At 42.8% G+C, this 14,049-nt stretch carries 12 protein-coding genes; 5 read left to right on the top strand and 7 right to left on the bottom strand.

Features of this window, described 5'->3' with window-relative positions:
- Positions 1 to 10: 10 nt before the first annotated feature.
- The 5 genes from ACHZC4_RS14770 to ACHZC4_RS14750 form a co-directional block, all read right to left on the bottom strand.
- Positions 11 to 889 (bottom strand): cytochrome c oxidase subunit 3, encoded by an 879-nt coding sequence (locus ACHZC4_RS14770; protein ID WP_394754634.1) that lies wholly within the window; start codon positions 887 to 889, stop codon positions 11 to 13.
- 9 nt (positions 890 to 898) lie between these two features.
- Positions 899 to 1,462, bottom strand: coding sequence for a cytochrome c oxidase assembly protein (locus ACHZC4_RS14765; RefSeq protein WP_394754633.1), 564 nt, complete (start codon positions 1,460 to 1,462; stop codon positions 899 to 901).
- A gap of 96 nt (positions 1,463 to 1,558) precedes the next feature.
- Positions 1,559 to 3,238 carry a cytochrome c oxidase subunit I gene (ctaD, locus tag ACHZC4_RS14760; protein ID WP_394754632.1) on the bottom strand — a complete coding sequence of 560 codons (1,680 nt, stop codon included), beginning with the start codon at positions 3,236 to 3,238 and terminating at the stop codon, positions 1,559 to 1,561.
- 47 nt (positions 3,239 to 3,285) lie between these two features.
- Complete coding sequence (locus ACHZC4_RS14755) at positions 3,286 to 5,055, bottom strand: cytochrome c oxidase subunit II (protein WP_394754631.1); 1,770 nt, start codon at positions 5,053 to 5,055, stop codon at positions 3,286 to 3,288.
- A 699-nt stretch (positions 5,056 to 5,754) separates the two neighbouring features.
- Complete coding sequence (locus tag ACHZC4_RS14750) at positions 5,755 to 6,075, bottom strand: BON domain-containing protein (protein WP_394754630.1); 321 nt, start codon at positions 6,073 to 6,075, stop codon at positions 5,755 to 5,757.
- A gap of 606 nt (positions 6,076 to 6,681) precedes the next feature.
- Between ACHZC4_RS14750 and ACHZC4_RS14745 the strand changes: the two genes are divergently transcribed.
- Together ACHZC4_RS14745 and ACHZC4_RS14740 are read left to right on the top strand one after the other, a co-directional pair.
- Complete coding sequence (locus ACHZC4_RS14745) at positions 6,682 to 7,224, top strand: hypothetical protein (protein WP_394754629.1); 543 nt, start codon at positions 6,682 to 6,684, stop codon at positions 7,222 to 7,224.
- Between the two features lie 87 nt (positions 7,225 to 7,311).
- On the top strand, positions 7,312 to 9,009 hold the full coding sequence (locus ACHZC4_RS14740; RefSeq protein WP_394754628.1) for a type I secretion system permease/ATPase: 1,698 nt from the start codon (positions 7,312 to 7,314) through the stop codon (positions 9,007 to 9,009).
- Here ACHZC4_RS14740 and ACHZC4_RS14735 read toward each other — a convergent pair.
- Positions 9,006 to 9,371 (bottom strand): cupin domain-containing protein, encoded by a 366-nt coding sequence (locus ACHZC4_RS14735; protein ID WP_394754627.1) that lies wholly within the window; start codon positions 9,369 to 9,371, stop codon positions 9,006 to 9,008. The two genes, ACHZC4_RS14740 and ACHZC4_RS14735, sit on opposite strands and share 4 nt — an antisense overlap.
- A 337-nt stretch (positions 9,372 to 9,708) precedes the next feature.
- Here ACHZC4_RS14735 and ACHZC4_RS14730 point away from each other — a divergent pair, with 337 nt between their 5' ends.
- Genes ACHZC4_RS14730 through ACHZC4_RS14720 form a run of 3 tightly spaced genes read left to right on the top strand, consistent with a single transcriptional unit; the run spans position 9,709 to position 12,901 of the window.
- Positions 9,709 to 10,569, top strand: coding sequence for a 5-bromo-4-chloroindolyl phosphate hydrolysis family protein (locus tag ACHZC4_RS14730; RefSeq protein WP_394754626.1), 861 nt, complete (start codon positions 9,709 to 9,711; stop codon positions 10,567 to 10,569).
- A gap of 24 nt (positions 10,570 to 10,593) precedes the next feature.
- Positions 10,594 to 11,802, top strand: coding sequence for a toxic anion resistance protein (locus ACHZC4_RS14725; protein ID WP_394754625.1), 1,209 nt, complete (start codon positions 10,594 to 10,596; stop codon positions 11,800 to 11,802).
- A gap of 1 nt (position 11,803) precedes the next feature.
- Complete coding sequence (locus ACHZC4_RS14720; RefSeq protein ID WP_394754624.1) at positions 11,804 to 12,901, top strand: SPFH domain-containing protein; 1,098 nt, start codon at positions 11,804 to 11,806, stop codon at positions 12,899 to 12,901.
- 326 nt (positions 12,902 to 13,227) lie between these two features.
- Here the strand turns inward: ACHZC4_RS14720 and ACHZC4_RS14715 are convergent, their stop codons facing one another.
- Positions 13,228 to 14,016 (bottom strand): toxin-antitoxin system YwqK family antitoxin, encoded by a 789-nt coding sequence (locus ACHZC4_RS14715; RefSeq protein ID WP_394754623.1) that lies wholly within the window; start codon positions 14,014 to 14,016, stop codon positions 13,228 to 13,230.
- Between the last annotated feature and the right edge of the window lie 33 nt (positions 14,017 to 14,049).

The following is a 14,049-nucleotide window of genomic DNA, read 5'->3' as shown; positions in this document are numbered from 1 at the left end:
TAAGTGGATTTTACATCAAATATACAAATATAAATAACCCCAACCAAACTACGTCCACAAAATGCCAATACCACGCGGCGGCTTCAAAGGCAAAATGGTTTTCTGGTGTAAAATGCCCTTTCCAGCTGCGGAACAAAATTACCGATAAAATAATCGCGCCCACACAGACGTGAAAACCGTGAAACCCAGTCAACATAAAAAAGGTAGAGCCGTAAATACCCGTACCCAACGTTAAGCCTTCTGCATAGGCTTCGTGGTATTCCACCGCTTGACACAGCACAAACAGAAAACCCAGGCCAACCGTAGCAACCAATCCCTTAATCAACTGATTGCGGTTTTTTGCCAACAAACCATGATGCGCCCAGGTACAGGTAACGCCACTGCTCAACAGTAATAAAGTGTTCACAAAAGGCAATCCCCACGCGCCCATGGGCTCAAATTCAGCACCAAAAATGCGATTACCTTCTTTATCCAGACCCAGTTGCTCAGGGCCATTAGTCGGCCAAGTCCCTTCAAATAATGGATGCAAAAATTCTTTGGTTGCACCCTCACCCAACCAAGGTACAGATAAGTTACGCGTATACCACAACGTTCCGAAAAATACGGCAAAAAAAGCAACTTCGGAAAAGATAAACCACATCATACCCATACGGTAAGAAATACCGACCTGGGAATTAAAGATGCCCGATTCACTTTCTCTGGATTGCAAGGTAAACCAACCGACCAGCATGACAATAAATATCAAAAAGCCGGTAAGCATTAAAAAAACGCCTACGGATGAGCCATTTAAATAATTTGCAAATCCGGCCACCATGCAAAACAACCCCGCAGTACCAATGACTGGCCAAGTCGCTTTATGCGGAACGTAATATGCGTCTTTTGTAGACATAATCTTCCTCTAATTCTTATCTGTTATATCGAAAAATGTGTATAAGAGCGTAATTTTTTTATATTCTGGGGCTAAACTCGGCTTAACGACGAAACGTATAGGCATGATTTTAGTTTCTCCAGGTTTAAAAGTTTGCTCAATAAAACAAAAACATTGGGTTTTCTGAAAAAAATCGGTGACCGCAACCGGCGACAAACTAGGTTTGGCTTGTGCCAACAACGTTTTATCACCGGTGTTTTGTGCAATAAAATTCATAGTGTAGTATTGGCCAGGATGCACTTTGATCTGCTGGGTTTGCGCACGAAATGTCATCGGAATAGCACCATTCAGTATGGTTTCAAACTCAACCACAACTTCCCTGTCTTTATTGACTGTGTAGACCGTCTCTTTACCGACTGCACGTTTGTCAGCTTCAGATTGAACCACATCAGCACGATCTTTAAGGCCAAGTAAATCAACACACACCCAGTTGTATAGGGGCACTAAAGCATAACCAAAACCAAACATAGCAACGGCAACCAATACCAGAATGCGCAGCAGCTTAGTGTTCTTTTTAGTCAAATTTTCAGTCATAATCAGTGCAAATCCAGTAAGGCGTTTATCTATTGATTAATAGAGCCAGCACACGGACGGACTATTGTGTATTCACAATAATCCGTCCAATAGGTGCTAATGCGGCAAGCTTGATTTAATGACAGGTGGCTCAGTGAAAGTATGGTAAGGCGGGGGGGAGGGTAATGTCCATTCCAAGCCTTCCACGATACCGCCGCCATATTGAAGCGCACCTTCCCAAACTTCATTAGTGGCTTTTTCGCCAGTACCACCGCGCATGCAATCAATAACCACATACAAAAACAGCAATTGGCTAACACCAAAAATAAACGCACCGATACTTGAAATCATATTCCAATCAGCAAATTGCACGGCGTAATCTGGAATTCTGCGCGGCATACCGGCTAACCCCAAGAAATGTTGCGGGAAAAACAAGATATTGACCGATATAGCTGATAACCAAAAATGCAACCTGCCAATCTTCTCGTTGTACATATAGCCGGTCCACTTAGGCAACCAAAAGTACACTGCGGCAATAATCATAAAGATAGAGCCAGGCACTAATACATAATGAAAATGCGCCACGATAAAATAAGTGTCGTGATATTGAAAATCCAGTGGCGCTAACGCCATCATCACACCGGTAAAGCCGCCAATAGTAAACAACACCACAAAAGCTATGGAAAACAGCATGGGCGTTTCAAAGGTCATCGCACCTTCCCACATGGTGGCAATCCAGTTAAATACCTTCACAGCGGTCGGAATAGCAATGGCAATGGTCGCCCACATAAAGAACAGCTCACCCGCAAGCGGCATACCCACCGAAAACATGTGGTGCGCCCAGACTACAAACGACAAAATAGCGATAAAAATAGTCGCACCTACCATAGACAGGTAGCCAAACAAGGGTTTACGTGAGAATACCGGAATAATAGTGGATGCAATACCAAACGTAGGCAGAATCAAAATATACACTTCTGGGTGACCAAAAAACCAGAAAATATGTTGATACAGGACAGGATCACCACCACCGGCCGCACTAAAAAAGCTGGTACCAAAAAACTTATCAGTTAATAACATGGTGACCGCGCCGGCAAACACTGGCATAACGGCAATCAACAAAAAGGCGGTAATCAACCAAGTCCATACAAAAATGGGCATTTGCCACAATGACATGCCGGGAGCGCGCATGTTAGTAATGGTAGCAATAATATTAATGGCGCCCATAATTGAAGAAATACCCAGCAAATGGATAGAAAAAATACCAAAAGGCAGTGCGTCACCGGTTTGCAATATTAAAGGCGGATACATCGTCCAGCCACCACCGAGCCCGCCCATAAACAGAGTGCTAAATAATAAGCAAATCCCTGCAACCAGCATCCAGAAACTCATGTTATTCATGCGCGGCAACGCCATATCCGGCGCACCGATCATCATAGGAATCAACCAGTTGGCCAAGCCAACGAAAGCTGGCATCACCGCCCCGAAGATCATCACCAACGCATGCATGGTGGTCATCGTGTTAAAAAAGGCAGGCTCTACCAGCTGTAAACCCGGCTGAAATAATTCAGCGCGAATAATCATTGCCATACCACCGCCGACAAAAAACATCACCAGTGAAAACAGCAGATATAACGTACCGATATCTTTATGGTTGGTGGTAAATACCCACCTCATAATACCCTTGGCTGGACCATGATGATGGTCATCTTCATGATGAGGATCGTGATGATCGTTCTCATGAGGAGTAATATTATGGTCATCAACTTGATAACCTTTTGCTGAAAAAGCAGACATAATTTATACCTTTAGAATTTTGGATTGAGTCGCTAGCAAGGAGATCATCACTCTGCGCCTGCAGGCAGTGCTATTATCAGCGACTGTATTTCTGACGGCTGTTTAAAATCACCCATTGAATTACCTAAGTTATTACGCGTGTAGGCTAATACTGCCGCAAAATCAAGCGCATTTAAGGTTTTTCCAAAAGCCGGCATAGAGTTTTTGCCATTTAACATTAAATTAATTTGCGCATCAATATCACCATTAACTACAGAACTGCCCGCTAAAGCTGGGAACATAGGCGGCATGCCTTCGCCATGAGCTTGATGACAACCCAGGCAGTTGCTGGCATAAACACCTTCGCCTTTGGCTACTAATTCATCCAACGTTAATTTTGCACTCACATCTACGTTTTCTTTGATATTAGCTTTTTCTTCTGCGTTACTGTCCACACTTTTTTGCGTCGCTTCAGAACTTGGCGCTACAGTTAAAGTGTTTTTATGTTCGCCCACTAACATTTCTTTAATAGCACTCGGTTGAATTTCATCATCCTTTTTATTGCCAAAGCGATCTCTAACGTAGGTAATGACTTCAGCTAATTCATGCGCTGCTAAACGAGGTTGTTTAGCAAATGCCGGCATAATGGGGCCTTTGCCGTTTAAGACAATGTTTGCCAAATCATTAATATCACCCTTAACAATAGTACTCGTCATTAAGGAAGGGCCAACACCGCCGCCGCCATCACGGCCATGGCAACTTTCGCATTTAGCAGAATAAACTAAGCTTCCTTTATAGATTAATTCTTCATGGGTCATATCCGCTACTTCGGCATTACCAGATTTGCAGAATTTTTCTGGATTCAGCTTGGTTTCGCTCCATTTGTCGTAATCCGCTTGCTTCATAGCTATCACCACAACCGGCATAAAACCATGGCCTGCCCCACAAAGTTCGGTACATTGTCCGCGATAAACTGCTGCGACTTTGATTGAATCCCACACCTCATGACAAACGGAGTTTTTATTACTCGACCAAGATTTTTTATCGGTATTCCGCCATGCTTTTAATGTTGCACACATTTCTTTATCGGCTTCAGACCATCGTTCTTTAGGCACTGATTCACAGGTTTCGATGTCACCGGTCATCCATGATTCATTTTCTATATTGGCCCACGCTTCGTTAGTAAAACCTGGATTAGCATCTTTTTTCCAGCCTAAATCAGGCACCCACCAGGAGTGAATAACATCGGCGGCTGTCAGCACAAAACGTATTTTTTTATGGATAGGGATGACTAAAGGTTCGTTAACATTCAGCAAGTAATTGGGGACGGTTAAGGGGTCAATATCCTCATCATCCCGGGCATTTTTACTAGCAACGTCTAACTCGCTATCAAAATGTATATCTTTGGCAGCATCGCCATCTTTACCCAGAATTTTATATTCCCAGTAAAACTGATGCCCGGTCACAATGACCGTCATATCACTGTCTTCAACGTGATACATTTCGCGCATAAGACCGGTTGCAAGCCATCCCATAACAACAATAATTATTGCAGGAATGGTGACCCAAATAACCTCAACTTTGGTATTGTGATAAAACTGTGCGGGTTTATGTCCTTTCGATTTACGATGATGAAAAATCGAATAAAACATAACACCAAATACAGCCACGCCTACGGCGACACAGATCCATAGGATCTGCATGTGCAAGTCATAGACAGCTCGACTGAGCCATGTCACTCCTTTTGGCAAATTAGTGTCGTAATCGTATGCTTGCGCTGTTCCTAGACTTAAAAACGTCAAGATCAGACTTGCAAACAGTTGCTTGGTTTTGTTCACGGAGCAAACTCCTGGTTTAGTAGTTAGAAACTTTAGTGATGGCTATGATATGTTGTTGGGCTGCATAAAAGTACAGCGAAACAGGAGGAAGGGGGCAGGTCTCTCAACAATTATCGCAAATTAAATTTTATATTTTAACTCATTAAGACTGTCTATACCAGTTGGCATCCTCGCTAGTTTAACGCGCAAAAGGCGTATGGCAACTTTAAACAGATGTTTTACAAGGCGTGAGCGTACCTAAAATATTAAACTATCTGTGAGTAGCTTGTTGAAGGCCTTACAATTAATCCAATCAAAAGACAAGTTGCTTAGATAAGTGTTCAAAGTTTTTTTTACTAAAAATCAGGTCACTTTGATTTTTGAATGTTTATCTATCCTTAAATTACTTAAGAAGCTTATCTAACATCACACTTCCCGTATAACAAATGCCATTAGGACGACGTAAAAACTTCGCGTTAGATATGCGCGAACAACCGCAGACGCGAATGAATTCCGCATTATACGCACACGGTATAAATGCGGATAAATCCGCACCTACCCCATTCAGTCAATAATGATTTTTTGAGCAAGCTTAAAAACCGTTCATGGTTAGCATGTCGAACCATGAACTACTCACCCTCCAACAGACTTAGGGCAAACGGGTAATTTACTCTACCTAATCAGAACAAATCATACGACCCCCGTCCTAAAAACTATTTTTTATTTAACAATCAGACTGTTATTAACCATTTTAACGCCTCGCACACGCCTGGCTAACTCTACAGCTCTATTTGCCGCATCAGTCGTATCAACAAAGCCACTTAACTGTACAACACCCTTGTAAGTTTCAACGTCAATCTGCAAAACTTTAAGCCTAGAATCGCCTAAAATTGACGCTTTTACTTTAGTAGTCAATACGGCATCATCAAAAAACTCTCCGGTGCTTTCATGTTTTTTACCACTTGCACAGCCTGTAAGAGACACGCTGATGACTAATACGAAGCTTAATAAAAAAATTGTGATCAATCTTAGTTTATTCATAATATCCCTGCTCTAAAGTCGTCATGAAGACAATGCTGACCCAAAACGTTTTAAAATTTTTACTGCAATAAAATCAATGAAGTGTTTCTTATATTATTGTATTACAACTTCTCTAACACACACTCATCCATAAAAAATAAAGTCTACATCTAAAGTACATTCGCCGTTCGCTGGACGCAGGCGAACAAGCGCACCGCAAGCTTTGACTCCACTCAGTCCGCAACTATCTTGAGAGGATGCGGATATTGATTTTTTGCGAACTAGCTAATATGGCTGCTATCCGTTTTTATTGAACACTCAAAAAACAAAAACACGCGCCTACTATAAAAAATCTGTAGGTACTATATCAACATAGGACAAATGTAATCAACACTGCCGTAACGCAAAAGTTTGTTACATCTTGTAAAAAAATTGTTTGTTTACCCTGTATTTTTTTTGTCTTCATCTATACTTTAAACAAAATCAAATTCAGCAACCTACACTGATAAAAAATACCCGCACTACCTACCCGCAAGCATAAGCGTTGATAAGCTTAATGGGATAATTGATTTTTGTAAACGCTAACCGCTACTCTGTCGCCCTTTAAAAACTAAAAACGGAAAAGTCATGACTCAACTGACGACAAAAAAAGACAACTTGCCCTCTGCTATCGCTGAAAAAAGTTTGCAGAACAACCTCAACCCCTTCTTTTTTGAAAACCTGATTGATGATCTTATTCAAAATACCCAAGACGCAGCCAATTTAGCAGACTTTTACACGCTCAGTAGCCCACTGCCGCAAGCCGTATCAATTATTGATGAGCCGCTTATTTTAAAAATTAACGATGCCGTCGACACATCGGTTTTAAACACTAACCCAGACACGCTGCATTTTTCTTCTGGTTTCAAAGCCACTTACTGTACTAAACAGGTGCCGGAAAAAGATATTTTCCACAAACTCCCCGCGAGTACACCTGGCGAAGAACCTTCCGGCGCCGCTATAGGCGACAAAGGCTTACCCGAAGCGTCTAAAGCGATCATTTTTTTACCGGTTTCTGATACTATCCCCGCAGTCGAAAATGATTTATCGGCTTATACCCCCGACTCAGACAGCAACTACATTCCCGTGCAATACATCGGGTTACCTTCTCAACTTGCACAGATAAGCTAGCTTGCTTAAGACCTTCTGGGTAAAATAAAGCCTCAGCAAGCCCCGTTTCAGGGGCTTGCTTTTTTATCACTATAAGGCAACACCATCATGCGTTTACCCGCCTCAGAACTCGCTCAGGCCATTCGTCACTGCCGTCAATCATTCCAATCGGCAGCACTTTTCAGCTTTTTTATCAATGTATTAATGTTGATGCCCTCCCTGTACATGATGCAAGTGTATGATCGCGTACTGGGCAGCAACAGCATTCCTACGTTAATAATGCTGACATTATTAGCCGTGGTATTGTTTATCACGTTAGGTGCGCTGGAATGGATACGCTCACAAATACTCATCCGCGTCAGCGCGCGCTTTGATTTACTGCTTAACGAACGGCTTTATAGAGTACTGTTTCGACAAGCACTGGTTTCAGGCGGCAAATCCAGCGCCCAACCGTTAAGTGATTTATTGGCATTGCGGCAATTCTTAACCGGCCAAGGCTTGTTTGCCTTCTTTGATGCACCGTGGATACCTGTCTATATCGGCTTACTGTTTTTGTTCCATAACAGTTTTGGCATGGTGGCGATTGGATCGGCCATACTATTAATTTTATTAGCGATCTGGAATGAAAAAGCCACGCATGATGATTTGGAACAGGCCAACCGCGTTTCTGTAGAAAGCGCCAACATTACCTCGCGTAACCTGCGTAATGCAGAAATTGTTCATGCTTTGGGTATGTTACCTGCCCTGTTGTCGCGCTGGAAAGAAAAACAACAAAACCTGATTATTCTACAAGCGCAAGCCAGTAACAAAGCCGGATTAATTTCCGCACTGTCAAAAACCTACCGGCTCACCATACAATCGTTAATTTTGGGCTTGGGCGCTTGGTTAGCGATTGATCGGGAAATCACACCGGGCTTGATGATCGGCGGTTCAATTCTGTTGGGACGTGCGTTAGCGCCTATCGATTTAATGATCGGCAGCTGGAAACAGTTTTTAAGTGCCCGCACCGCTTACGAACGCTTAAATACCTTGCTGGCACAATTTCCACCCGAAACCGAACGTATGCCATTGCCACCGCCCAAAGGCGCATTACGTGCCGAACAAGCAGTTATCGTACCGCCCGGCTCCAGAACGGCTGTCGTTAAAGGCATTAGTTTTGCTATTGATCCGGGCGTATTTGTAGCTTTAATTGGCCCGAGTGCTTCTGGAAAATCCACACTGGCACGGGCACTGCTCGGAATATGGCCGACAGCAAATGGTGCAATACGCTTTGACGGTGCCGAAGTTGCACAGTGGGATCGCGCATTACTGGGGCCTTTTGTGGGTTATTTACCGCAAGATATCGAATTGTTTGATGGCACTATTGCCGACAACATTGCCCGCTTTGGCGATCTGGATTCCGAAAAAGTAGTTGCTGCCGCCAAAGCCACCGGCGTACATGACATGATTTTGCATCTCCCCCAAGGCTATGACACCGAAATTGGCAGCACAGGCGGCGTACTGTCCGCAGGCCAACGGCAACGTATTGGTTTGGCACGGGCACTTTATGGCGACCCCGTGCTGGTGGTTCTGGACGAACCCAATTCCAATTTGGATGAACAAGGCGAAATTGCACTGGGTCAGGCCTTAGCCGGTCTAAAAAAGCGCGGTTGCACCGTCATTGTTATCACCCATCGTATGGGTGTTTTAGGCTTAACCGATCGTATTATGATTTTAAACGACGGTTTATTAGTCATGGACGGCCCTCGCGATGAGGTGCTGGAAAAACTCCAACAACGAGCCCCGCAACAAGTCGCGCAAAGTTAATACAAATGAACCGCCAACCAAATACTGTCAACATCGGGTAATGTCCATTCAACACGGTGTTTGGTATGCGCGGGGATTAATACGTAATCCCCGCTATCCAAATTAATGCGTCTATCATCGGCGTGGTAATGCAGCCGCGCCTGCCCTTGCAATAAAATCACCCATTCATCCCACGCTTGGTCATACCACTGATCCACAGGCGTTATATGCCCTCTGGAAACAATGCGCTCGATACGAACATGCTCGCTACGCAACAGGGTTTCAAACCCTTCTTCAGTTAATTGTTGCGGTATGGCATTAAAAATATTGCTTGCGTTATCCATTATTTGAGCGCCTTCACTAGAATTTTTGTAATTATTCATACCCCTGCCACTATATACCCCTCATCCTAGCCTTCTCCCGAAGGAGAAGGAATTTTAAGGTGGGAGTCTGAATAATTACGAATTTTTTTATACGGTATTTCGGTATGATAAACTTTGCAAAACTTAATTGCATTTTCCATTATTTCTTGATAGATAGGTGATCAAAATGTCCCCATGGTTTAGACGATTTTTAGGGTTGATACTGTTAATTGCTACTGTAGGACTTGCTACATGTCAATCTATGGTTAAGGCCGATACACTGCCACCTCGTTCACCGCTGATAGCTTTTAGTCAGTAATAATATCTTGCAGCGCCATTATTTTACCGAGGTTTAACCGTGCCCGACTTAAATTCGCTACGCAGAAACCCTAAACGGTTTATCAAACAAAGCAAAACCTGGTTTAGCAGCAGCGGGTTACTGCTTTATGTGCTACCTTTCTTATTGATACCAGGAACCCTTAAAGCCTTTGCCAATGGCAATTTATTAGCGATTATTATCAATGTAGGGGGTTACGCTGCGTTTATATTAGCCGCAAAAATGTTGCGAAGAGGCCTGCAAGCTGAAGCGGTTTATCAGGAAAAGCGTGTCACTCGCGCACCTAAGTGGCCGTTAAAAACCTCGGCAGCCGGTATCGTTGCCTTAACCACATTTGTAGTAGCGTGGCTTGGCGCACACCATACGTTTGCGGTCTCGGTTGCGTTTGGCCTGGGGGCTTTATTAGGCATGTATCTACGTTATGGCTTTGATCCACGGACACAAAAAACAGTATTAGGTGATCATGGTTATACCATAGAAGAAATCAGCACGACGATTGAAGCGGCCGAAAATGCCATCTTAAGTATCGAAAATGCTAATAATAAAATCAATAACCGTGAGTTTAATAACCGCATAGATCGTATCTGCGCTACGGCAAGAAACATTATTAATGAACTGGAAGCCAATCCTGCGGCTATTCGGCGTACCCGGAAATTTTTACTGGTGTATTTGGAAGGCGCTAATAAAGTGACTAACGGTTATGCCAATACCCATTTGCAAGCGGATACCATTGAATTGGAGCAAAATTTTCGTAATGTGCTAGATAGCATAGAAACTGTGTTCAAAGAACAAAAAGACAAGTTGTTGCAAGAAGATTTATTTGATCTGGACGTTCAGATTGAAGTTCTTGCCAAACAACTCAAACATGAAGGCATTGTTTAATACATCCTCCCAAAGGCACTGATAATGAATGAAGAACAAGTAGAAACGCCTGCGGCTACAGCCGAAACAACTGCAAAAGTCGCAGAAGCTGTGCAAGCAAAAGTAATTAGCGGCAATCTTTTTGAAAAAATGACGCCACCTCTGCAAACTGACACAGCCAATCCTACGGCTGTGCCAAGCGCAGAAGTGGATAAGTTAATGAGCGAAATCGATATTGAAGACAGCCAAACTATTTTGCATTTTGGTAGCAAAGCACAGGAACAACTCACTTCCATTTCAGACAAGATGCTGGATGGCGTCAAAAACAAAGATTTAGGCAAGGCGGGTATAGATTTAAACGCCATGGTTGCAGTCATTAGAGGCTTTGATATTGATGAACTGGACCCTAATAAAAAACCGGGCTTTTTTGATCGTATGCTAGGCAAAGCCAAGCCGGTTGCCAAATTTATCCAGCGTTATGAAGAAGTCCGTAAACAGATAGACAGCATTACCGATAAGCTGGAAATCCATAAAACTACGTTACTTACCGACATTGCCAGCCTGGACAGGCTTTACAATGCCAACCTGGATTTTTTTCATTCGCTTGAAAACTATATTAAAGCAGGCGAGGAAAAGCTTACCGAACTGGATGAAAAAACTATTCCGGACAAAAACAAACAAGCCCAAGCCAGCGATCAAACCCTTTTATCTCAAGAATTACGGGATTTAAGGGCAGCGCGTGACGAGCTTGACCGACGCGTACATGATCTGCGCTTAACCCGACAAGTGGCCATGCAAAGTTTACCCGGCATTAGGTTGATTCAGGATAATGACAAAGGTTTAGTCAGTAAAATTAATTCTACCTTGGTGAATACCGTACCTTTATGGCGTCAACAACTGGCGACCGCCGTGACCATTTATCGTTCTGCCCAAGCAGCTGACACCGTAAAAGCCGCCACGGATTTAACCAATGATTTACTAAAAAGCAACGCCGAAAATCTTAAACAAGCCAACGCACAAACTCGCCAACAACTGGAACGCGGAGTATTTGATATTGAGACGATAAAACAGGCTAATACTTTACTGATTGAAACATTGGAAGAAAGTCTGCAAATTGCCGAAGCAGGCAAAAAAGCCCGTGCCGTGGCAGTAGTAGAATTGCAAGCCTGTGAAGCAGCGTTACGCAAAACCTTGGCTTCTGCCAAAGTTATCCGGCCTGCAACCACCGAAGAGCAACCACAACCAGGAAATTAACATGGGCTTGTTTGGTAAGATTTTAGGGGAATTTGTCGATGTTATCGAATGGACAGATAACTCTGCCGATACCATGGTGTACCGCTTTGAACGTTACGGCAATGAAATTAAATACGGTGCCATGTTAACGGTGCGTGAGTCGCAAACCGCCATATTGGTGAATGAAGGCCGTATTGCTGATGTGTACCCACCGGGTTTATATAAGCTGGAAACCAATAACATGCCGATTATGACCACGCTGCAAAGCTGGCCACATGGCTTCAAAAGTCCGTTTAAAGCCGAGGTGTATTTTTTTAATATGCGCCGATTTACCGACCTGAAATGGGGCACTAAAAATCCCATTATGTTACGTGATAAGGAATTTGGTGCGGTCAGGTTACGGGCTTTTGGCACCTATGCGGTTAGAATTAAAGATCCTGAAGTGTTCAGCAAAGAAATTGTCGGCACGAATGGCCATTTTATAACCGATGAAATCAGCGACCAATTGCGTAATCTTATTACCTCACGGTTCAGTTCGATATTGGGTGAGTCTAATATTCCTGTGTTGGATTTGGCGGGCAATTATGATGACTTAAGCAACTTCATTAGCACCCGTATTACCCCCGAATTTCTAGAATATGGCTTGGAAGTTAGTAATCTGCTGATTGAAAATATTTCTCTGCCGGAAGAGGTTGAAAAAGCCTTGGATAAGCGTACCAGTATGGGTATTGTTGGTAATTTAAATGACTATACGCGCTATCAGGCGGCAGAAGCTATGCAGACTGCGGCGGCTAATCCTGGTGGCGCGGCATCGGCTGGCGTGGGTATGGGCGTAGGGTTTGGTATGGCGAATGAGTTGAGCAGGGCTTATTCTGAAGCCGGTAAAAGTCAGGCGACACCGCCGCCGTTACCGAATGCTCCGATGGTCTATGTGGCTATTAATGGCGAACGGACTGGGCCTTTTGATGTGGCAACGATTAAGCAAAAAATCCAAAGTGGCGAGATTACGCGCAGTACTTTGGTTTGGCATGATCCACTGCCGGAATGGTTAGCCGCCGAAAAGATGGATAGTTTGGCTACGAGCTTTCCTAATTTGCCGCCGCCTATTCCTGGGTCTTAATTGATTTGCTAAGGTGTTATGTACCGGAAAATCAATATACATCTAAAACGGTATCAGTATGAAAACATTTAGGTGTCGGATATGTGAGGGATTATTTCGCGTAGACCCATGCGTTTATACTTTAATCCATCTCCTTATACAAAAGTCATTGACACTATAAATATCAATAACTTACAAACAAGGTGATTTTTCGAATACATTTTTTGAAAATATTAAAAATCAATCACTTAGATGATGTGCCATAAAAACACGATCAATCGTAAGTCATTGATTTATAAATATCGCCATACTTGTGTATAAGGAGATGACTTTAATCTGGTTCTAAATTATTTCAATCGCAGGGCACATACTGCTGCTGTTTCTGTTATAGTCATAAAATCAAGGCTGCTATCATCACCGGCAACACCCGATATACATATACACAAATCTGATGCAGTTAAATTTGGTTGGCTAAGTCGGTCAACCAAATGTTCACATATCTGTGCTTGGTTTGGGTATGATGCATTACGCCAAGCGCCAAGATTTTCTAAGGGAGATACCTGATTCTTCCCCCAGATTACGTGACCTTCGTCATCCCATACTGTCCACTCGCCCGACTCACCATTTTTGAATGTCATTTCATATAGTTTTTGCCCATTTTCCCACCATGCTGTTGTCAAACCAATTCCTTTACCTTCCTTAAAAATTTTTAGCTGCTTTATCTGTCCATTTGGATGAAATTCTTCTAATCTTCCTGTAAAAGGTTTATCACTCTTGGGTAAATAAGCAACTTCATTTCTTATTTCAATTGTGTTAGTAACTATTTCTTTAAATCTTATTTCTCCATTCTTATACTCCATTTCGCCGTTATAGACTTGAAGTCCAAGAATAATCCCAAAGAAAATTAAAAAAACATAGCCATATTTTTTCGCTATGTCTACTTTATTACGAGTTTCTAGTGGTTGCGCGTTATTGTCTATAACTTGTTGATCTCGAATTTCTTTAGCTAACCCAATATCTCTAACTAGTTTTGCTTCATATTTCGTATAAACAACATCACAGGCCGGGCAAGCGTAATCCGGTGACTTATCTGCTTGCCTCCTCTGATATCCACATTTTAAACAAGTTTTATTCATTACTAATACCTTAAAAAATATCGCATAGTGTTA

The sequence above is a fragment of the Crenothrix sp. genome (assembly GCF_043729335.1).
In the GTDB taxonomy this organism is placed as follows: Bacteria; Pseudomonadota; Gammaproteobacteria; order Methylococcales; family Methylomonadaceae; genus Crenothrix.
Note: the sequence above shows the minus strand (reverse complement) of the source record. Positions and strands in the feature narration are given on the sequence as shown.